General features: G+C 33.6%; 20 protein-coding genes, 1 tRNA gene and 1 other annotated feature. Of the genes, 9 read left to right on the top strand and 12 right to left on the bottom strand.

The window, feature by feature from the left end; genetic code table 11:
* Positions 1 to 217: 217 nt before the first annotated feature.
* From FYJ58_RS03555 to FYJ58_RS03530, 6 genes are all read left to right on the top strand, one after another.
* Positions 218 to 988: a ParA family protein gene (locus FYJ58_RS03555; protein WP_154517314.1), complete on the top strand. Its 771-nt coding sequence runs from the start codon at positions 218 to 220 to the stop codon at positions 986 to 988.
* Positions 988 to 1,875, top strand: coding sequence for a ParB/RepB/Spo0J family partition protein (locus FYJ58_RS03550; protein WP_154517311.1), 888 nt, complete (start codon positions 988 to 990; stop codon positions 1,873 to 1,875). The genes FYJ58_RS03555 and FYJ58_RS03550 overlap by 1 nt, the downstream gene beginning before the upstream one ends.
* A gap of 7 nt (positions 1,876 to 1,882) precedes the next feature.
* Positions 1,883 to 2,380 carry a DUF4446 family protein gene (locus FYJ58_RS03545; protein WP_154517308.1) on the top strand — a complete coding sequence of 166 codons (498 nt, stop codon included), beginning with the start codon at positions 1,883 to 1,885 and terminating at the stop codon, positions 2,378 to 2,380.
* Between the two features lie 258 nt (positions 2,381 to 2,638).
* Positions 2,639 to 3,697, top strand: a complete 1,059-nt coding sequence (locus tag FYJ58_RS03540; RefSeq protein WP_154517305.1) for an HD-GYP domain-containing protein — start codon at positions 2,639 to 2,641, stop codon at positions 3,695 to 3,697.
* Between the two features lie 76 nt (positions 3,698 to 3,773).
* Positions 3,774 to 3,992, top strand: a binding site (T-box leader).
* A gap of 88 nt (positions 3,993 to 4,080) precedes the next feature.
* On the top strand, positions 4,081 to 5,358 hold the full coding sequence (gene serS / locus FYJ58_RS03535) for a serine--tRNA ligase (protein WP_154517302.1): 1,278 nt from the start codon (positions 4,081 to 4,083) through the stop codon (positions 5,356 to 5,358).
* A gap of 41 nt (positions 5,359 to 5,399) precedes the next feature.
* Positions 5,400 to 6,281, top strand: a complete 882-nt coding sequence (locus tag FYJ58_RS03530; protein WP_154517299.1) for a DUF3881 family protein — start codon at positions 5,400 to 5,402, stop codon at positions 6,279 to 6,281.
* A gap of 84 nt (positions 6,282 to 6,365) precedes the next feature.
* Here FYJ58_RS03530 and FYJ58_RS03525 read toward each other — a convergent pair whose 3' ends face one another.
* Positions 6,366 to 7,088 carry a Sir2 family NAD-dependent protein deacetylase gene (locus FYJ58_RS03525; protein ID WP_154517296.1) on the bottom strand — a complete coding sequence of 241 codons (723 nt, stop codon included), beginning with the start codon at positions 7,086 to 7,088 and terminating at the stop codon, positions 6,366 to 6,368.
* A gap of 186 nt (positions 7,089 to 7,274) precedes the next feature.
* On the opposite strand from FYJ58_RS03525, the gene FYJ58_RS03520 reads away from it, so the two are divergent.
* Positions 7,275 to 7,348: transfer RNA gene (locus FYJ58_RS03520), tRNA-Arg, on the top strand.
* 86 nt (positions 7,349 to 7,434) lie between these two features.
* On the opposite strand, the gene FYJ58_RS03515 is transcribed toward FYJ58_RS03520, so the two are convergent.
* Positions 7,435 to 7,620 (bottom strand): hypothetical protein, encoded by a 186-nt coding sequence (locus FYJ58_RS03515; protein ID WP_154517293.1) that lies wholly within the window; start codon positions 7,618 to 7,620, stop codon positions 7,435 to 7,437.
* Between the two features lie 292 nt (positions 7,621 to 7,912).
* Here FYJ58_RS03515 and FYJ58_RS03510 point away from each other — a divergent pair, with 292 nt between their 5' ends.
* On the top strand, positions 7,913 to 8,518 hold the full coding sequence (locus FYJ58_RS03510; protein WP_154517290.1) for a hypothetical protein: 606 nt from the start codon (positions 7,913 to 7,915) through the stop codon (positions 8,516 to 8,518).
* Positions 8,519 to 8,641: 123 nt separating this feature from the next.
* Positions 8,642 to 9,592 (top strand): 3'-5' exonuclease, encoded by a 951-nt coding sequence (locus FYJ58_RS03505; protein WP_154517287.1) that lies wholly within the window; start codon positions 8,642 to 8,644, stop codon positions 9,590 to 9,592.
* Positions 9,593 to 9,663: 71 nt separating this feature from the next.
* Here FYJ58_RS03505 and FYJ58_RS03500 read toward each other — a convergent pair whose 3' ends face one another.
* The 10 genes from FYJ58_RS03500 to FYJ58_RS03455 are packed head-to-tail and all read right to left on the bottom strand — an operon-like array spanning position 9,664 to position 19,564.
* Positions 9,664 to 11,034, bottom strand: a complete 1,371-nt coding sequence (locus FYJ58_RS03500; RefSeq protein WP_154517284.1) for a D-alanyl-D-alanine carboxypeptidase family protein — start codon at positions 11,032 to 11,034, stop codon at positions 9,664 to 9,666.
* Between the two features lie 19 nt (positions 11,035 to 11,053).
* Entirely contained in the window at positions 11,054 to 11,674 is a 621-nt protein-coding gene (locus FYJ58_RS03495; protein ID WP_154517281.1) for a V-type ATP synthase subunit D, read from the bottom strand.
* 26 nt (positions 11,675 to 11,700) lie between these two features.
* Positions 11,701 to 13,113 carry a V-type ATP synthase subunit B gene (locus tag FYJ58_RS03490; protein ID WP_154517278.1) on the bottom strand — a complete coding sequence of 471 codons (1,413 nt, stop codon included), beginning with the start codon at positions 13,111 to 13,113 and terminating at the stop codon, positions 11,701 to 11,703.
* A 25-nt stretch (positions 13,114 to 13,138) separates the two neighbouring features.
* Positions 13,139 to 14,896, bottom strand: a complete 1,758-nt coding sequence (locus tag FYJ58_RS03485) for a V-type ATP synthase subunit A (RefSeq protein ID WP_154517402.1) — start codon at positions 14,894 to 14,896, stop codon at positions 13,139 to 13,141.
* A gap of 23 nt (positions 14,897 to 14,919) precedes the next feature.
* Positions 14,920 to 15,486, bottom strand: coding sequence for a V-type ATP synthase subunit E (locus FYJ58_RS03480; RefSeq protein ID WP_154517275.1), 567 nt, complete (start codon positions 15,484 to 15,486; stop codon positions 14,920 to 14,922).
* Between the two features lie 12 nt (positions 15,487 to 15,498).
* Positions 15,499 to 15,807 (bottom strand): V-type ATP synthase subunit F, encoded by a 309-nt coding sequence (locus FYJ58_RS03475; protein ID WP_154517272.1) that lies wholly within the window; start codon positions 15,805 to 15,807, stop codon positions 15,499 to 15,501.
* Between the two features lie 35 nt (positions 15,808 to 15,842).
* Positions 15,843 to 16,262: an ATP synthase subunit C gene (locus FYJ58_RS03470; protein ID WP_154517269.1), complete on the bottom strand. Its 420-nt coding sequence runs from the start codon at positions 16,260 to 16,262 to the stop codon at positions 15,843 to 15,845.
* A 15-nt stretch (positions 16,263 to 16,277) separates the two neighbouring features.
* Complete coding sequence (locus FYJ58_RS03465) at positions 16,278 to 18,191, bottom strand: V-type ATP synthase subunit I (RefSeq protein ID WP_154517266.1); 1,914 nt, start codon at positions 18,189 to 18,191, stop codon at positions 16,278 to 16,280.
* Between the two features lie 13 nt (positions 18,192 to 18,204).
* Positions 18,205 to 19,245, bottom strand: coding sequence for a V0D/AC39 family V-type ATPase subunit (locus FYJ58_RS03460; RefSeq protein WP_154517263.1), 1,041 nt, complete (start codon positions 19,243 to 19,245; stop codon positions 18,205 to 18,207).
* A 7-nt stretch (positions 19,246 to 19,252) separates the two neighbouring features.
* On the bottom strand, positions 19,253 to 19,564 hold the full coding sequence (locus tag FYJ58_RS03455) for a hypothetical protein (protein ID WP_154517261.1): 312 nt from the start codon (positions 19,562 to 19,564) through the stop codon (positions 19,253 to 19,255).
* Between the last annotated feature and the right edge of the window lie 194 nt (positions 19,565 to 19,758).

Genomic DNA, 19,758 nt, shown 5'->3' with positions numbered 1-19,758 from the left:
TAAAATGTTTCACGTGAAACATTTTATCTTTTTACTTTAATTGTGACAAAAACTGTTGAGTTTGTTAGTATATTTTTATATAGATATATTTATGTAAAAATGATATAATAAAAAACAGAGTTGTTTTAAAGTAAATACGTAAAGTATAATACGAAAGGTATTCTTAGAAAAAATGTAAATAACTATAATAAAATTAAAATAAGAAAGGTGAAAGGTTATGAGCAGAGTAATTGCAATTGCAAATCAAAAAGGTGGCGTAGGTAAAACAACAACTGCCATTAATCTTTCCGCATGTTTGGCTGAAAAAGGGAAAAAAGTTCTTACCATTGATATAGATCCACAGGGAAATGCGTCTAGTGGATTGGGAATAAGCAAAGATGATATGGAAAGTACGGTTTATGAGCTAATGATAGGTGAAGTAACATTGGAAGAATGTATGAAAAAAGGAGTTGTAGAAAATCTCTATGTACTACCTTCTAATGTTAATTTAGCTGGGGCGGAGATTGAATTAATTGGAGTTGAAGATAAGGAATATATTTTAAAGAAACAAATTGAAGAAGTGAGAGATTATTTTGATTTTATTATAATTGATTGTCCTCCATCTCTTAATATACTAACAATTAATGCAATGACAACAGCTAATTCTGTTATTGTACCTATACAATGTGAATATTATGCATTGGAGGGATTAACTCAATTAATACACACAATAAATTTAGTACAAAGCAGATTGAATGCTGATTTAGAAATTGAAGGTGTTGTATTTACTATGTATGATGCAAGAACAAATTTATCATTGCAAGTGGTTGAAAATGTAAAAGAAAATTTGAAACAAAACATATATAAATCAATTATTCCAAGAAGTGTTAGATTAGCAGAGGCTCCAAGTCATGGATTGCCGATTACCCTATATGATAAAAAATCAACAGGGGCAGAGGCTTATAGGATGTTAGCTGATGAAGTGATTGAAAGAGAGGATAATATGTAATGGTAGCAAAAAGAGGTCTAGGAAAGGGATTAGATTCTATGATTCCTGAAAAAGCACATAAAGATGAAAAAAAAGATAATGTTTCACGTGAAACATTAATAGGAATTAATGAAATAGAACCAAATAAATCTCAACCAAGAAAAAATTTTGATGAAGATGCGCTTCAGGAATTAGCAGATTCAATAAAACAATTTGGAATTATACAGCCACTAATTCTACAAAAAAAGCAAAATTTTTATGAAATTATTGCAGGAGAGAGAAGATGGCGAGCAGCAAGATTGGCAGGTTTAAAAAAGGTTCCAGCCATTATAAGGGATTATTCAGAACAGGAATCTGTAGAAATTTCAATTATTGAAAATATACAAAGAGAAGATTTAAATCCTATTGAAGAAGCGGTGGCATATCAAAGGCTTATTCAGGAGTTTAAGTTGAAACAGGATGAAGTGGCGGAGCGTGTATCTAAAAGTCGGACAGCAATAACAAATTCTATGCGCCTATTAAAATTAGATAAAAGAGTCCAGCAAATGTTAATTGATGATATTATTTCAAGTGGACATGGAAGAGCTTTATTGGCAATTGAGAATAAGAACATGCAATATACATTAGCTATGAAAATTTTGGACGAAAAATTAAGTGTTCGAGAAACTGAAAAATTAGTAAAGAAACTACTAAAAGACAATCAAGACAAGAAAGAATTGATACAGAAAACGGATAATAAAAAGCAATTGTTATATCAAGATTTAGAAGAAAAAATAAGGTCTATAGTAGGAACTAAAGTGAATATAAATCAAAAAAAGAATTCTAATAGAGGAAAAATTGAAATAGAATATTATTCAGAAGAAGAATTGGAACGTATTATAGATATGTTAATGACAGTAGAAAGGTAGGTATAAAATGGAACTGTTTAATTATGTAGGAATTGATATAGGGTATGTATTGATTGGAACAATTGGTTTTTCAATCATTATGTTTATTATGCTAATTGTAGTTTTAGTAAAACAAAACAAATTGAAAAAAAGATACAATGCTTTTATGGAAGGAAATGATGCGAAATCATTAGAAAAGGTAATTACTGAACGATTCAATGAAGTTGATGCCGTTAAGGAAAAATTACAGGTTGTGGATGGAAGACTTGAAGGAATTGATAAAATTTTACTTACAACATATAAGAAAATGGCATTAATTAAATATGATGCTTTTCGTGAGATGGGCGGTAATTTGAGTTTTGCAATAGCATTATTAACGGAAACAAATGATGGTTTTATAATTAATGCAATGCATAGTAGCAGGGAAGGATGCTATATCTATGCGAAGGAGATTGTAAATGGTCAGTGTGATATGATTTTAGCAGATGAAGAAAAACAAGTATTGGAAAAAGCAATGAGCAAATAATGATAATTCATAAATGAATACATAATATTATACTCGTAGTTAAAAAGGGCTATTATAAAGTAAATTTCTATTTAAATATATTGTAGATGAATTCTTATAATATATTATTGGGAAAAGTACTTAATAATAGCCTTTTAGATTGCTGTAAATTGCAATAAGATTTGGCAATAAGTTTATTTTGTTTATGAAAAAAAGCCTATTTTGTATTTTTTACAAAGATGTTATAATATAAACACGAAAGAAAAAGAGGAACGAAAAATGAGAAAAATACCAGTTGATTTAATAAAGGGTGGAGAAATTTTAGCAAAAGATATCTATACAGAGATGGATACAATATTGATGTCGGCTGGAACAGTTATTAAAGTACAGTATGCTGAACGGTTAAAAAAACTAGGAATTTATAATCTTTATATTGAAGATGATTTAGCATATGGAATTTGTTTAGAGCAAATAACAGAAATGAAGATAAAACAGCAGTGTCAAACAGTTGTAAAAGAAACATTAGAAAAATTTTCGTATTGTGGCGATGCTCAGTTGAAAAATCTACAAAATGTTGCTAGAGAAATTATAAATGATTTGCTTGAACAACCAGAAGTTATTTTTAATGTAGAGGGAATGAGAAAAAAGAGTGAAAATATTTATGCTCATTCTTTGAATGTCTGTGCACTATCAGTTTTTATTGCACTTCGTATGCGTTTACCTAGAAAGAAAATAGATGAAATTGCAGTAGGAAGTATTTTACATGATATTGGTTACACATATGTGCCAATTGAAATGCAAAACATGGAGAATGACTCTTATTCCGAAAAAGAAATAAAACAATTAAAAATGCATGTAATTCATGGATATTCAGCAATTGAGCATGAAAATTGGCTTTCTGATACTGCTAAAAATATTGTTTTATGCCATCATGAGAAGATAGATGGAAGTGGTTTTCCATTTCATTTAACAAGTGAGAAGATAGGAGTTGAAGAAAAAATAGTTGCTGTTTGTGATCAGTTTGATCGTTCCGTTTATGGCCTTTTTTCAAAAAAAATGAAAGTACATGAGGCCATTGAATATATTGTTGGATTAGGTGGTCAAAAATATGACTTGGAGGTTGTGAAGTGTTTTAATAGTTCAGTTGCAGCATATCCAAATGGAACACTTGTTCTGACAAATGATAATGATGTAGGAATTGTTCTTAGACAAAATGCAGAATTTCCTACAAGACCGGTTATCCGTCTGATAGAAGATAAAAATGGAAAGCCATATAGTGAGTTTATTGAAAAGAATTTAATTAAGGAATTAACATTGTTTATTAAAGACACATTTTAATTTTCTTTAATTCAATTATAGAATATCCACTTGCAAAAATGGAAATAATCCCTTATAATGAAAATCAGATTAGTTTAATAAAGACAAAAATAGAGAAACTAAGATTTTGTATGTTTTTCAGAGAGTCAACGGTTGGTGTGAGTTGGTAAACAAAAAAGTCATTCCACTTCTCGGGACAAGTATGTCGATTTCTAATGATGAATTAGAAGGTTAGTATCCTTTATCATACTAGCAAGAGGTTATAGATTATACTATAGCAAATTGGGTGGCAACGCGGATTCCTTTCGTCCCATGTTTTGGGGGAGAAGGAATTTTTTCTTTATTAAAAAAAATTATAAAATATTAAAATTAAATTGAGATTATTAAGTTAATAGGAGGCATATATGTTAGATTTAAAATTTCTTAGAAGCAACCCGGATGTTGTTAAACAAAATATTAAAAATAAGTTTCAGGATAGCAAACTTCCACTGGTAGATGAAGTAATTGAATTAGATGCTGAAAGTAGAAAAACGCAACAGGAAGCAGATTCATTAAGAGCAAGCAGAAAATCTTTATCAAAGCAGATTGGTGGGTTAATGGCCCAGGGAAAAAAAGACGAAGCAGAGGCTATAAAAGCAGAAGTTAATAAAAATGCAGACCGTTTAGCTGAATTAGAAGCAAAAGAATCGGAATTACAGAAAAAAATTAAGGACATTATGATGGTAATTCCAAATATTATTGATCCAAGTGTTCCAATTGGAAAGGATGATAGTGAAAATGTTGAGATAAAGCGATATGGGGAACCGGTTGTACCTGATTTTGAAGTTCCATATCATAGTGATATTATGGAAAAATTTAATGGAATTGATTTAGACAGTGCCAGAAAAGTGGCTGGAAATGGCTTTTATTATTTAATGGGAGATATTGCAAGACTTCATTCTGCTGTTATTTCCTATGCAAGAGATTTTATGATAGATAGAGGCTTCACATATTGTGTACCACCTTTTATGATTCGAAGCGATGTTGTTACTGGTGTAATGAGCTTTGCAGAGATGGATGCGATGATGTATAAGATTGAGGGAGAAGACTTATATTTAATTGGAACAAGTGAACATTCTATGATTGGTAAGTTTATTGATACGATTATTCCGGAAGAAAAATTACCTTATACATTAACAAGTTATTCTCCATGCTTCAGAAAGGAAAAAGGTGCTCACGGTATTGAAGAACGCGGAGTATATCGTATTCACCAATTTGAAAAACAGGAAATGATTGTTGTATGTAAACCAGAAGAAAGTAAAATGTGGTTTGATAAGTTATGGCAGAATACAGTTGATTTATTCCGTTCTTTGGATATTCCGGTCAGAACGCTTGAATGTTGCTCAGGTGATTTAGCCGACTTAAAGGTTAAGTCAATTGACGTTGAGGCATGGTCTCCTAGACAGAAGAAATATTTTGAAGTTGGAAGCTGTTCTAATTTAGGAGATGCTCAAGCTAGAAGATTAAAGATTCGTGTTGTCGGCGAAGATGGAAAATATTTTGCTCATACATTAAATAATACAGTTGTGGCACCACCAAGAATGTTAATTGCATTTTTAGAGAACAATTTAAATGAAGATGGCTCTGTCCGTATTCCAAAAGTGTTACAGCCATATATGGGTGGCAAAGAAGTAATCAAATAAGCTTTGTATGAAATATAATATAAAAAAGGCAGGTGTAGGCTATGCACAGTTATCTTAGAGCAATTGGGTTTAGTAATATAAAAAACAGGAAAGAGTTGGATAAAGTTATTGGCATAGTCTTGGACCAGCCAACAGAAAAGAAGTCAACTCGAATTAGCAAAAATGAAGTAATGACAGAAGTAATGAAAAATTTTGGAGATAATATTGGATTTGCCATAAGGGGAATCTATGATGAAAAAGGTTTTTTCCATCTGGAACATTATTTTCCATATTTGATAGGTCATATGGTGACAGCAAAGGAAAATGTTATAATTAATAAAAGAGTAGATACAGATGCTTATACTGGCATGTGCGATGATTTAAGATTGGGAGTTTCTCTTATATTTTATTTGCAAAATGCAATTGATTATATGGAAACAAAAGGAATGGAAGATACAGGTCGATATGTATCTTTAACGCTTTCTGCTTTATCAATAGAAGGAAAGATTTTGTTAGGAGTTGATTTTACTGAACAACAGAGAAAAAATCATTCTGCGCAGGCAAAAAAAAGAAGCCAGCTGATAGCAGAAGCAAAGGCTGGAAATCAGGAAGCAATTGATAGTCTTACAATTGATGACATTGATATGTATGCAATGATTTCCAGAAGGGCAAAAAAAGAAGATATTTATTCCATTGTAGATAATTGTTTCATTCCATATGGTTCAGAATCGGATAATTATTCCATTGTTGGAACGATTTTAAATTGGAAAAGTATCGTGAATGTATATACGCAGGAAGAAGTATATATTCTGTTTATCTCGTGCAATGATTTAAATTATAGTATTTGTATAAATAAAAAAGATTTACAAGGTGAACCGATGGTGGGCAGAAGATTCAAAGGAAATATATGGATGCAGGGTAAAGTAGACTTTACAGAGCTGTAATTATATTGCTAAAATAGTTGTCATAAGTAAAGAACAAAGAGGCGCAAGTCCCTCATGAATGAGGGACTTGCGCCTCTTTGTTCTTTAAAAATTAATATGGGGTAAAATATTGCTTGGCCGTTCTTTAATTAACAAATCTGCGTTAGAATCAGCACAATGAACAATATCATTAATTACGACAAGTCGATTTCCGGTATAGTATTGGATTAATTTTCCCATACGATAGTCATTGATATGTGTGCCTAATAAAAGAAGCATATCTGCATGCTCAATGGCATTAGCAGCTTTGGTCATTAAGCCATTGTCTAATAACTCTCCAATTAATAGTATCTGAGGGCGTATGGCTACCTGACACTTTTCACACAAAGGTACGGAAATTGAATTTTTGATGTAAGAAATGGAATATGCCTTTCCACAACGAGGGCATTTGTTATCTTCTACATATCCATAAAGATGAGTTACATTTTTACAGCCGGCTTCTTCTTCAATATTGTACATGTTTGTTGTGATAATTGATTTTAATTTGCCGATTTGTTCTAACTTTGCTAAAGCATATAGAGCAGAGCAAGGAACTCCCTTTTTTAGGATAATCTCTTTATAATATTGAAAAAATAATTCTTTTCGTGTTTCAAAAAATTGAGCAGATAATAACTCTGTTGGGGAGTATCCATAAGAAGACTCTACTTCATAGCAGGCATCATCATTACGAAAGTTAGGAAGACCACATTCTTCAAGGATTCCTGGACCTAACAACGCAACGATATTATTACTTTTTTGTATCATAAGTTCTAGTTTCTGTAATTGCATATATATCTCCCCCTTTTTGATTTTACAAGACTAATGTAGTATATTTGTGAAGAAAAGTCAATAACTTTTGCAAAAAAGAATTAAAAAATAGTCAAAATATAGAAAAATGTCAACAAATTAACGACTAAGATACTTGATTTTATCATATGAATGAAATATAATAATAGGGGTATAGAAAATTGAAGTGTTCCTGTAGCTCAGTAGGATAGAGCGACTGCCTCCTAAGCAGTAGGCCGCTGGTTCGACTCCAGTCAGGAACGTTAAAAAGTGTTGTAAAGCAAGAAGAATTTGTTTTACAACATTTTTTTATTACAGTTACTTTAAGAACTACTTTGTTAACGATATATTATTGTTTATTAAAGCCAAGGAAGGATATAATGGTATCCGGAAAAGTAAAGATAGTTTCTTTATATGTAGGTTGCTTATTTGTATAATATGGATTTTGTTCTAATGTTAGAAAAAAATTAACAGATATTAAAAAAAGTATTGATAATGTAAGTCCAATACATAATTTTATAGTTTGTTCTTTCATACTCTTCCTCCTCATGCTCTTGTAAAAACACATTGTTATATATATAACGAGTAAAAGGGAAAATTTGCTACAGGTTTGTAAAAAATAGAGAATAAGTCCTATATAAAGGTTTGAGAGGGGATATGTGTTTACTTTGCTGTAATTCTTATGGTAATATAATTATGATACCACAAAGTGCGTAGTCATCTGTAGGTATCAGGGGTCAAAATATCTTTTGCCCCAACATCATAATTGTTAGAAAAATGTAAGAGAGCTTACAGGAAATGAAAGTTTATTACGAGGGAGTAACAGGATGAAAAAGAAGAATAATTTTATGATAATTGGAATGTTGTTTATGGCATCCATTATATTGGAACTATATTTTCTTTTAGAATTTAGAGATACAGTTTCACTTATTGTTGGTGGAGGGGCAATCGTCCTATTAACTACTTATTTGTTACTAGATTGGATTCAGACATATTTTATGTCGAAATCAACAATACCAGAACAGAATACAGATGCTTTTTCGATACAAAGTGGATTGGCGGATAATAAGTTATTAGAAGAATTGGTTAAACTTCAAAAGGCTTGTTATATTGTGTTGTGTCAAATGAAGGAACTTAATAGAGAAGAGCAGAAAGAACTATTAGAAGTGTTAGAAATTTATAAAGAACAAATTATTGAAGTGGAAGAAAATGCAACAAAATTAGTTGTGAAGTATCATAGGGAAGATATTAAATGTATGATTGTCAATATAAAAGAGTCAGCAAGTAAAATTGCTTCCAGTATAGAACGAATCGCAACAAAATCGAATGTGCCAGATATTGTGGATGGTGTTGGACAAAGTATAGAAAATCTGGAATTTACAATAAGTAGAATTGAAGAGCTGTTAAAACAGAAGAATTGTTTGGAGAACTAAAATTGTAAAGCTGAAAATAAAAAACAGAATCAAATCGGAAAGTCAGATTGGCAAATGAGTTCGGAACAAATAGCTCAGATATTTAAATCTATGGATTAGAAAAAATAGAAAGTTGGTAGAACTTTGAATTATATTGTTATTGATTTGGAATGGAATCAATGTCCGGGTGGTGGAACGGAAGTGGAAGAATTTCCGTTTGAGATAATTGAAATTGGAGCAGTAAAGTTAGATGAAAAACGGGAAGTTTTAGAAAAATTTCACGAACTTATATGTCCACAAGTTTATAAAGAATTACATCCAAAAACCAATGAAATAATACACATAGATATGGAAGAATTGAAAAGCGGGAATCCTTTTTGCGAAGTGATTCAAAGGTTTTTATCATGGTGTGGCGATGACTACTATTTTGCGACATGGGGAACCAGTGATTTATTTGAATTACAGAGAAATATGAGTTATTATCAGATGAGTCCGCTCGGCAATAAACCATTCTTATATTATGATGTACAGAAATTATTTTCATTACAGACAGAAGGACGAAAGAATGCCCGTTCACTAGAGTATGCTGTGGATTATTGGAAACTTGAAAAGAACGAAAATTTTCACAGGGCTTTATGGGATGCAGAATATACGACAAGAATTTTTCAAAAAATCGAAAAATCAATGGTAGACAGTTATTTTTCCATTGATTATTATCATAATCCAAAAACGGAAGAAGATGAAGTGTATATTGTGTATGATAATTATTCTAAGTTTATTTCTAAGGAATATGATAGCAAGGAAAAGTTAATGGAAAATAGTAAGATTAAAGATATTTTTTGTTGCAGATGTGGAGCAAAAGCAACAAAAAGAATTCGATGGTTTAGTAGTAATTTAAAAAATTATTATTGCCTTGCTTATTGTAAAGAGCATGGATATTTAAAAGGAAGAATACGTATTCATAAAACAAAAGATGGAAAGGTGTTCGCAGTCAAAATAGTTAGTATGATAACAGCCGAAAAAGCAGCTTTGTTACAGGAAAAATTTCAGGAGGTCCGACTGCATAAACAAAAAAGGCGAAAGGTGAAAAACTAGTTTAAAGAAAATAAATGAGAGGGTTACAAAATGGAAATAATTCATTTTGTAACCCTCTCATTTATTTGCATTTAAAACCGATATGACCGAGAGTTTTTTTTACGTTTTCTTAAAATTGATATATATAGGCATATACATCCAATGATGAAAAGAATAATAACAGTTATAATAATAGGTTTTAGATTAAATGTATTCGCACCTTTTACTGTTTTTGCATTGATTTGTCGGGTTTTGGTCAAGGAGGTTAATGTAACTGCCTTTGTTTTGTCAAATATAATATCAGTACTGCCGACGGTTTTGCCTCCATAGTTATAAGAAACATTACCAACTATATTTTCACCATCTTTTAAAGAAATATTTTTATAAATATTTACCTTGCGTTCTGCTTTTTCAAAATCCACACCATTTGGAAGCAGAATCGTTGTATTTGTTCCAAGACGAAGTGGTGAATTGGTCTGGTCAAATATTGGATTATATTTGGTAAACAATGGCGACTCTGTATCAGAACTTAGGTCAGTATTTCCGGTTATGTCATGTTGAGTAAAATTTTCAAAGCCCCAATTAAATAATGATGTTGTATCCGTATATTCGTTTTCAGAAGAAGCAGGACCATTTGCACGCATAACAACACAAAGTAATTCGACATCATCTTTTTTTGCAAATGTAACTAAGGTTGAACCAGCCTTTGTTGTGTAGCCGGTTTTACCGCCGATACAATATTCATATTTATATTGCGGATATTTGTTGCCAACTAGCATCTGATGGTGATTTAAGAACGAATTGGGTTCTTTGTGTTTGTTAGTCGGAGGTATTGTATAGGATTTGGTTGAAATAATTTTCCGAAATGTACTGGATTTCATCGCTTCTCTTGAAATTAGGGCCATATCATATACAGTCGTATAGTGATTGTCATTATGAAGACCATTAGCGTTGACAAAATGTGTGTCAGTACATCCTAACTCTTTTGCACGTGTATTCATGGCTTTTGCAAATGCTTTGAGTGAGCCACTTACATGTTCTCCTATTCCCCAAGATACTTCGTTTGCAGAGGCCAACATAATTGCATAAAGGGCTTGTTCTACGGTTAGTTTTTCATCAACATCAATTCCAATATGGCTGCTTCCGGTTTCAATGCCAAATACACAGTCATGGGAAAATGTTACAATTTCACCCATTGAGCAATTTTCAATTGCCAGTAACGTTGTCATTATTTTGGTAATACTTGCTGGGTATTGTTTTTTATGACTATTTTTTTCATATAAAATTAATCCGGATGATACATCCATGAGAATTGCTGATTCGGCATTTACTTTTGGACCTTTTGGCCAAGTTTCTTCTGTGCCTTTTGCAGAAGATGTTTTTGTGTCTGCAAAGACGGTTGTGTTGCCTAGTGGACTAATTAAAATAGATGCCACTAATAGTAATACAAACAATCGTTTCATTTTATTATTATAACTCCTTTTATGTTTTTCCCTGCATTCGTTTTATCACTTTAAGCCGTGTGAATTCTTCTCGTTCTTTTTCTTCTAATGCATTTTGAATATCTGCTACAAGAGTAGTATAACGTGGGATTGTGATATTTTGTAACGCATTAGCACGTTTTTGGGTTTTTTTAATGCTGGATGCCAGCCGATAAGCCGAGTTTTCAATCATGGATAGACGTAAGGTTAATTCTTTTACTCTATTAAATTGATAACAGGCTTCATCAAGTGAAATTCGAGTTCCATAAAACGAGTATGCTGCAGGTTGTGTTGTTTTGTCACATTCGACAAATGGAATCTCAGTACCCATTATACTACGAAGTTTAATAGAAATGGAATCCTCCTCTGGTATTGTTTTTGCAATTTGTGCAACATTATGAATTCCCATTTCAATATTGGCCTTTTGCAGTGCCTTATATGCAGTCGTAAATGTAACATCAATTTCAGATTGAATATTTGAGGCCTCATCGATTAAATCCATTAGTTCACGAATTAGTATGTTTCTTTTTTTGTCCATTAATTCAAAACCCTGTTTTGCCAGAACAAGGGAGTTTTTTGCGAGGATAAGATTACCTTTTGTAGGAAATGTATTTGGATCCATCTGGTCATCTCCTTATGTTTGATAAATTAGTCATCATAGTTTTCATCTTCCGATGGCTCTTCTTGTGCCGGATGATAATATTTGTCTAATATTGTTGTGTTAACACGGTCTAATTCTTCACGAGGAAGTATGGATAGTAACTCCCAACCTTTATCAAGGGTTTCTGTAATCGTCCTGTTTTCATTCTGACCCTGAGCAACAAATTGTTCCTCAAATGCAGTACCAAATTTTAAATATTTTTTATCAATTGTTGACAGTTCATCTTCACCAATTACACTTGCTAATGCCCGTGCTTCACCAACATGTGCATAAGAGGAAAATAACTGGTTTGCTAAGTCTTGGTGGTCTTCTCTTGTATAACCGGCACCAATACCATCTTTCATAAGTCGCGATAGAGATGGAAGCACATTGATTGGCGGGTAAATGGCCTTTTGATGCAGGTAACGCTCCAAAACAATCTGACCCTCGGTAATATAACCGGTTAAGTCTGGGATAGGGTGTGTAATATCGTCATTTGGCATTGTTAAAATAGGAATCTGGGTAACAGAGCCGGGGCGTCCTGCAACAATGCCGGCACGTTCGTATAGTGCTGCAAATTCGCTATAAAGATAGCCGGGATATCCTTTTCGGCTTGGAATTTCTCCCTTGGATGAAGATACTTCACGCATTGCTTCGGCAAAAGAAGTCATATCAGTTAAAATAACAAGAATATGCATTCCTTTTTCAAAGGCCAGATATTCGGCTGTTGTAAGGGCGACTTTTGGTGTAATCAGTCGCTCAACAACCGGGTCATTTGCCAGATTTAAAAACATGGTAACATGAGAGCTGGCACCACTTTCTTCAAATGTTCTGCGAAAAAATTCTGCAACATCATGTTTTACGCCCATTGCGGCAAAAACAATTGCAAAGTCTTCATTACTTTCTTCTCCAAGAGAAGCCTGCTTTACAATTTGAGCAGCAAGCTGGTCATGAGGCAGACCGTTTCCTGAAAAGATTGGAAGCTTCTGACCGCGGATTAATGTAGTAAGACAGTCAATTGCAGATATTCCGGTTCGGATATAGTTGCGGGGATATTCTCTGGAAACAGGGTTAAGCGGTTGTCCATTTACATTTAATTTTACTTCAGGAATAATGTTACCCAGTCCATCTATTGGCTGTCCTAAGCCGTTAAAAACACGACCTAAAATATCTTCTGATAATCCGATTTCCATTGGATGACCGGTTAATTTGGTATGGGTATTTAGAAGAGACATTTCATCTGTTCCTCCAAATACTTGAATTACGGCTTTATCTTCATAGGCTTCAACAATACGGCCTAATTTTTTTGTCTTATTGTCGATTGTGAATTCTACGATTTCCTCGTAGGCTGGATTTTGAACGCCTTCTAATACAATTAATGGTCCATTTATTTCGCTCAGACCAAGATATTCGATAGACATGTTATTGCTCCTTTCTGAAAATGAGTTAGGCATTTGTTTCGATTAGGCGGTTATAAAATTCGTCTATCATTGTTTTGTATTCATCGAATTTATATAAATCTTTATTGGCAACGTCGTATTTGATTGAAACCAGTTTTTCAAAAATATGATCCTCTCGAATTAACGACATCGGCATATTCATCGCTACAAGTTTCTTGCATTTATCATAAAGATAAAGGATAACGTCCATCATTTTGTATTGCTTATCCATTGGAACATAAGTGTCTTCTTTATGAAATGCGTTTTGTTGTAGGAAGCCAAGACGGATGATTCTTGCGATCTCTAAAACTAATTTTTGGTCATCCGGCAATACGTCACTACCAATTAATTTTACAATTTCATTCAAACTGTTTTCCTGACTTAAAAGACTTAAAATCTGGTTTCGACAGTTGATAAAATCGGGTGCTACATGGTCGGTATACCAGGGAGCTAAGTCAGGAACATATTCACTGTAGCTTGTAAGCCAATGAATTGCGGGAAAGTGGCGGGCATAGGCAAGTGACTTATCTAGTGCGAAGAAGCAACGGACAAAACGTTTTGTATTTTGTGTTACCGGTTCGGAAAAGTCACCACCTTGTGGAGAAACGGCACCTATAATAGTTACACTTCCTTCGCTTCCGTTTAAATTTTGCATAAAACCGGCACGTTCATAAAATGCGGATAAACGAGAAGCCAAATAAGCAGGGAACCCTTCTTCCGCCGGCATTTCTTCCAAACGTCCTGAAAGTTCACGAAGAGCCTCTGCCCATCTGGAGGTAGAATCAGCCATAATTGCTACGTGATACCCCATATCTCTATAATATTCAGCGAGTGTAATACCTGTATAGATACTTGCTTCTCTGGCAGCTACCGGCATATTGGAAGTGTTAGCAATTAATGCAGTCCGGGCAAGTAAAAGATTACCTGAACGAGGGTCAATTAACTGGGAAAATTCCTCTAATACATTAGTCATTTCATTTCCACGCTCGCCACAACCTATGTAAATAATAATATCTGCATCAGACCATTTAGCAAGCTGATGTTGCGTCATTGTTTTCCCTGTTCCGAAACCTCCGGGAATGGCAGCAGTGCCACCCTTTGCGATTGGAAATAAAGAATCTAAAATTCTTTGACCGGTTAGTAATGGGCGGTCAATCGGTTGCCGTTTGGCAGTAGGGCGTGGAACTCGAATTGGCCATTTTTGGGCAAGTGTTAGTTCTTTTCGCTCTCCATCTGCACATTCGATTGTGACGATTGGTTCAAAAATAGAATATTCGCCATCGGCTACTGTCTTAATTACAATTCCTTCTGTATTCGGAGGTACCATTGATTTGTGTGTAATGGCAGTTGTTTCCGGTACTTCGGCAATTATTGTACCGCCAAATACACGCTCACCTTCTTTTATTGTAATATGAGTATTCCATTTTTTTTCTGTATCTAAGCAGTCAACATTTACTCCCCTTGGAATAAATGCACCCGATTGTTTTGATATTTCTTTTAATGGTCTTTCAATACCATCAAAAATATTACTTAATATCCCTGGCGCTAAAACAACGGAGAGAGAGGAACCGGTGGAGTAAACCTCTTCTCCCGGTTTCAGCCCAGTGGTTTCTTCGTACACCTGTATGGTTGTCTTATCTTTTGTAAGACCAATTACCTCACCTACTAACTTGTCTTTGCCGACATATACCATTTCAGCCATTTTAAAGCCCAAGTTTCCTTTTAAGTAGATAACCGGTCCATTGATACCATAGATTTTACCCATTATTTCCACGGGACAAACCTCCTTTATAGTGAGAATATATCCTTTTCTTCTTCCATCTTAGTTAAAAAAGAACGGTCAATCAGGATATTTTTTTCATGAATGACAGCACGGGTTCCACCGATAAAATCAATTTTGCTGACAGTTAAGGTGGCACCGGTTTTTTCTTCTAAAGAAGTCTTCTTGTCAGCATCGGTTGGATTGATATAAATCTGAATTTCATTGCCTTTTGAAAATTGAAGTGCATATACAATTTGCTTTACAAGAAGGTTTTCATATTCCGGTGTATTCATGAAATGTTCTAATTTTTTTTGTACGTCGGTAAATAATATTTTTTTTAATTCGGTCATTTTTTCATTTAGCCGGCGTTTAAAGTCAAGATTTTCAATAGAAAGAGTCTTGTTTTTTTTCTGAATTAATTTTTGGGTTTCGGTACTTAGTGTCAGTTCGGCTTTTTGGTTTGCTTCACGTTTATGTTCTTCATATACCGACTCCAGTGATTTTTTATATTCTTCTATCATTTCTACGCTTTGTTTGGTTGCGTCTTCAATTGCTGAATTATAAAAAAGATCTAATTTTTCATCTAAAGTCATAATGTATCCTCCTTATAGTTTTAGCCCGATTGCTTCATTGACATAATTCATAATGAAGTTTGGATCACGACCTGTACCATGACGATCGGGAATTTCCACAATAAGAGGAAGGCGGTGGTTTAACTTTATATCATTAATAATATCCGGAAATTCCTGGCTAAGTTTTTCGGTTATAAGTAAAACACCGATTTCTTTATTGGAAAATGTCTGTTCCAGTTGCTCTTTCAGGTGTATTTTGGAATGTATGACGACACCATCTACACCCGCAAGACGCATACCGGTATAAGTATCAACATTATCACTAATAAGAAACATTTTCATAGTAATTCACGGTCCTTTCATGTGATGTATTCCTATTATCCAAGAATGGAGAAAGAAATAAGAAGACCATATAAAGCGATTGATTCTGCTAAGGCTACGAAGATAAGTGCTTTACCCATGATAGAGGAATCTTCACTTAATGCTCCTAAAGCTGCACTTGCTGCACTTGCAACAGCGATACCGGCACCAATACAGGACATACCGGTAGAGAGGGCAGCAGCAATATATTTCCAGCCGTCTGTAGCACTTGCAACAGCAGTTTCGGCTTCTGAAGCAGAAACTTTTCCGCTAAACAATAATATATCTGCAATAATTAAAGTTCCAAAGAAAAATAATCCGTTAAAACCTAAGGCTGCCTTGAAACTTCCTTTTCTCTTTTCACCTAATAAAAATACCCCAAATGGGATTACAATACTTGCAATTAAAGCGACTAAAATAATTGATTTTATATTCATAACAATATCCTCCTGTTAATTTTGTGATTTAAATGGTTTAAATTCTCTTCCGGTACCTTTATAAAAACGACTAAACATTTCATAATATTCAAGTCTTAGTACCTGAATGCCAACGACAAGACCTTCTAATCCGGTAACTAAAATATTACCAAGGATAATGACAGCTATGTTTGGATGTCCACTTTCATAGTGTGCCAATGTTAAAACAACGCCCATCATACCTGCATGGCTTAGAGCAAAAGCACCAACACGGACGAATGAAATTGTATTGGTTGCATAACTTAATACAACATCAAAGAGTTCGACAAAGGCTTCAACAAAGAACATTGCTTTACTTCCCGATGGAAAGATATGGCGCTTCTTTAATAAGAAATTCGTAAGCGGTTCTTTCAAAAAGATTGCAAGTAGAGGAATTCCTATTAAGATTCCAAGAATAATTCCGGCAGGAAGTGTATGACCTGTAGCTGCAAGACCAACACAAGAGGCAGCACTTCCATAAACAATAAGACCGGCAACACCGCTTGCATCAAATAACCCACGTTCTAAATCTTTTGCACGGATGGAGTTGGCGATATTAATTAGCATCGCAATAATAATTAATATGACGCCAAATATAACGGCTGTAATTAAAGTTGACATGATGTTATCCATCGGTCTTCTCCAAAGGGCAGGTAAAATATCTTCCAGTCCAAAGATACTGCCATATAAAAAGCCGAATACAGTTGAAAAACATCCGGCAACGGATACAATCGCTGCGAGATTCATTTTTTTCGTCCGGTATAATAAAAAGCCACCGATTACAAGGCAAAGTCCCTGTCCAACATCTCCGAACATAATTCCAAACATCAGAGTATAAGTAAGGGCAATAAAAATCGTAGGATCCATTTCGTTATAGGCAGGCAAACCATACATTTTGACAAACATTTCAAATGGTTTAAAAAACTTCGGATTTTTTAGTTTTGTTGGTGGTTTAATTGTACCATCCAAATTTTCTTTTCCGTTTTGTGCAATACAATAAATATTCGGATCATTTTCAATTTCCTTTAAAAAGGCTTTTGCATCGGAAGAACCCATCCATCCGCAAAGAATATAAAAAACCTGCTGTGTGTTGGATTCGCTTGTTAGAACAGCCATCTTTCGAATATCAAAGTTTGCCGAAAGCTTTGACAATGTTTCGTAAGCAGTAAGAATATCTCCACTTTTTAGTGCAAGCTGTTCTTTTAATTGAGTTTTTAATTTTTTATGTTTTGAGCGGACTTTCTTTAGTTTGGTTAAGATTGTCTGAAACGCTTCTTCTGGTGTACCGTTGTATTCATCTGCCAGATTAATTCGTTCAAAATGCAGAGAAGAGAATACAGCGTCAACCTGATTGACGGAAGTAGCCGGAACAAAGTAGACTCCCCAGATATAATCAGCATTTCGACCACATTCATAGAAAACAGTGTTTAAATTGTCGTAGACATAACGAGTAAATTTATTATAGTACTCGTGAGATATTTTACCAAACCGGAATTTTATAAAAGTAAAGTGTTGTATTTTAGAAAGGTCATAGTCAAGCATACGGAAAGGTTCTAATTGACTAATCAAATCAGTTAAGTGTTTCTTTTTTTCTACTACCTTTTCCATTTTTTTATTTGCCGATTCTAAAATACTGTAAGCTTCTGAAATAATTTCTGAAGCTTCCATAGGGGTCATAGTACGACCACTTGGAATGGTATCCTTTTTTATCTGATTTAGTAAAACTTCTCCTTTTGATAAGATTTCTTTATAGGGATTCGCTTCTTGAAAGGGAATGACATCGTGTACGGCACTTAATTCTGCCATTGCATTTTCAAGATGAATCTCATATTTACTTAGATAAGTATTTACAACACGGTCAATATCTTTTCTTGGACCGGTTATATTAAGGTATTTCATTTTCTCAATCAATGTTACACCCCCATTACTCTAAAATGTACTTTAGCGTTTCCGAAGGATTAAGACTATAGCGAATACATTCTAAGGCAGTTGTCAAATGATCAATCTCCTGTTCTTTTAAATGTAAGTAATAAAATAATGTACTCATAGAGGTAGGATTCCGATGTCTGTTATCATTATATGCTTTATTCAGAACCTGACGATATATTGATTCAACGGAATTCTGATTTAAGTCAATTCCTTTTGGAATATACGGAGAAGCTTTTAAAACAAGTAAAAATTCTTCAACGGATGTAGCTTCTACCATACGCATTAAGTCTTGATTGGTCAGTTTATAACGGATTGGTATAATCGAAGAATAAATCTTTGAAGATTCCACGTTATAATATTTTTTGGAACGATAAATCCACAGTATATTGAGCAGGTCAATTTGTTTTCCAAGTGTATCTCGCAATGCTTTTTGTTCGTTCCCTTTTAAGTGATTCTTACATAATTTCCATACTTTTTTGTAATAATAGATATCCAACTGCGTTTCATAGTCATAAAGAGTAGAAATAGTTTCTATCTGTGATATTTTTTGAAACAAGGCATAGTATTCGGTTCCCTTTAAAGTAAGAATAAATTCATCAAGTGATTTTGCTTCTGACAATTGTTTGAGATTAAGGTCAGAATGTTTTGCAAAAAAAGTTTCAAATGCGGCTAAATCATATGTAGAATTGGAATCAAATACTTGTTGTAAGCAGGATTTTAAAATGTTAATTTCGTAGCGGAAAAATAAAAATGATAATATATTCCGCTGGTTATCATTTGCAAATCGAAACAACTTTGAGTAATCCATATAAAGTGCATTTGTCAATATATGCTCAATCTGGTTTCGATGCAGAGCATGCTCATCACAGTTTGCAAATAGGTCTTTATAGCCTGGCTGATTTTTTAGAAATATAATAAAATCAGCAACCGTTGGCAGATTAGAGATTTTTTCGTAGTCTTCCGGAGTTATTAACCATTTGCCCATTGCTTTTGTTTTGGTTACAATGCCACTATAGGCTAACAGGTTGTTTATCATATACGCTTCACTCTCCTATTACTTTGTTAAAGACCTCGTCAACTAATTTATCATGGTTTTTGTGATAGTTTACCTCTAGTTCCTCCAGTTGTTTATTACATGACTCAATTAAGTGCTGTTTCTCATTTGTAATTTCTAAGTCCATTTTTTTCCTTAATTCATCTAACTGCCGGTTGGTTTTTGCCTCCATTTCTTTATCTAATTTTTCCATATCTTTCGTAAGCTTGTCATGAAGAGCAGTTTTTTCTACGGAAGTATGAGCAAGAATAGCGTTGGCTTTTTTTTCAATCTCATCTAAGAGATTTAATACTTTTTCCATATATGGCGTTCACCCCTGTCTATGATTTGATGGTAATTATGTTTGTAAACATAATACACCATTTTAAATAAAAAGGGTAGTAAAATAATATGAAATGTTTATATTTTTAACAAAATTTTAAGAATAGATTCAGTATCAGTGGGTATCGTATAAGATTTCATCTAAGGATGGCATTTTTTAATAAAATATAGTAA

This window comes from Velocimicrobium porci (assembly GCF_009696045.1).
GTDB classification, from domain to species: Bacteria; Bacillota; Clostridia; order Lachnospirales; family Lachnospiraceae; genus Velocimicrobium; species Velocimicrobium porci.
The sequence above is the reverse complement of the archived record's forward strand: the minus strand, read 5'-3'. Positions and strand labels throughout refer to the sequence as shown.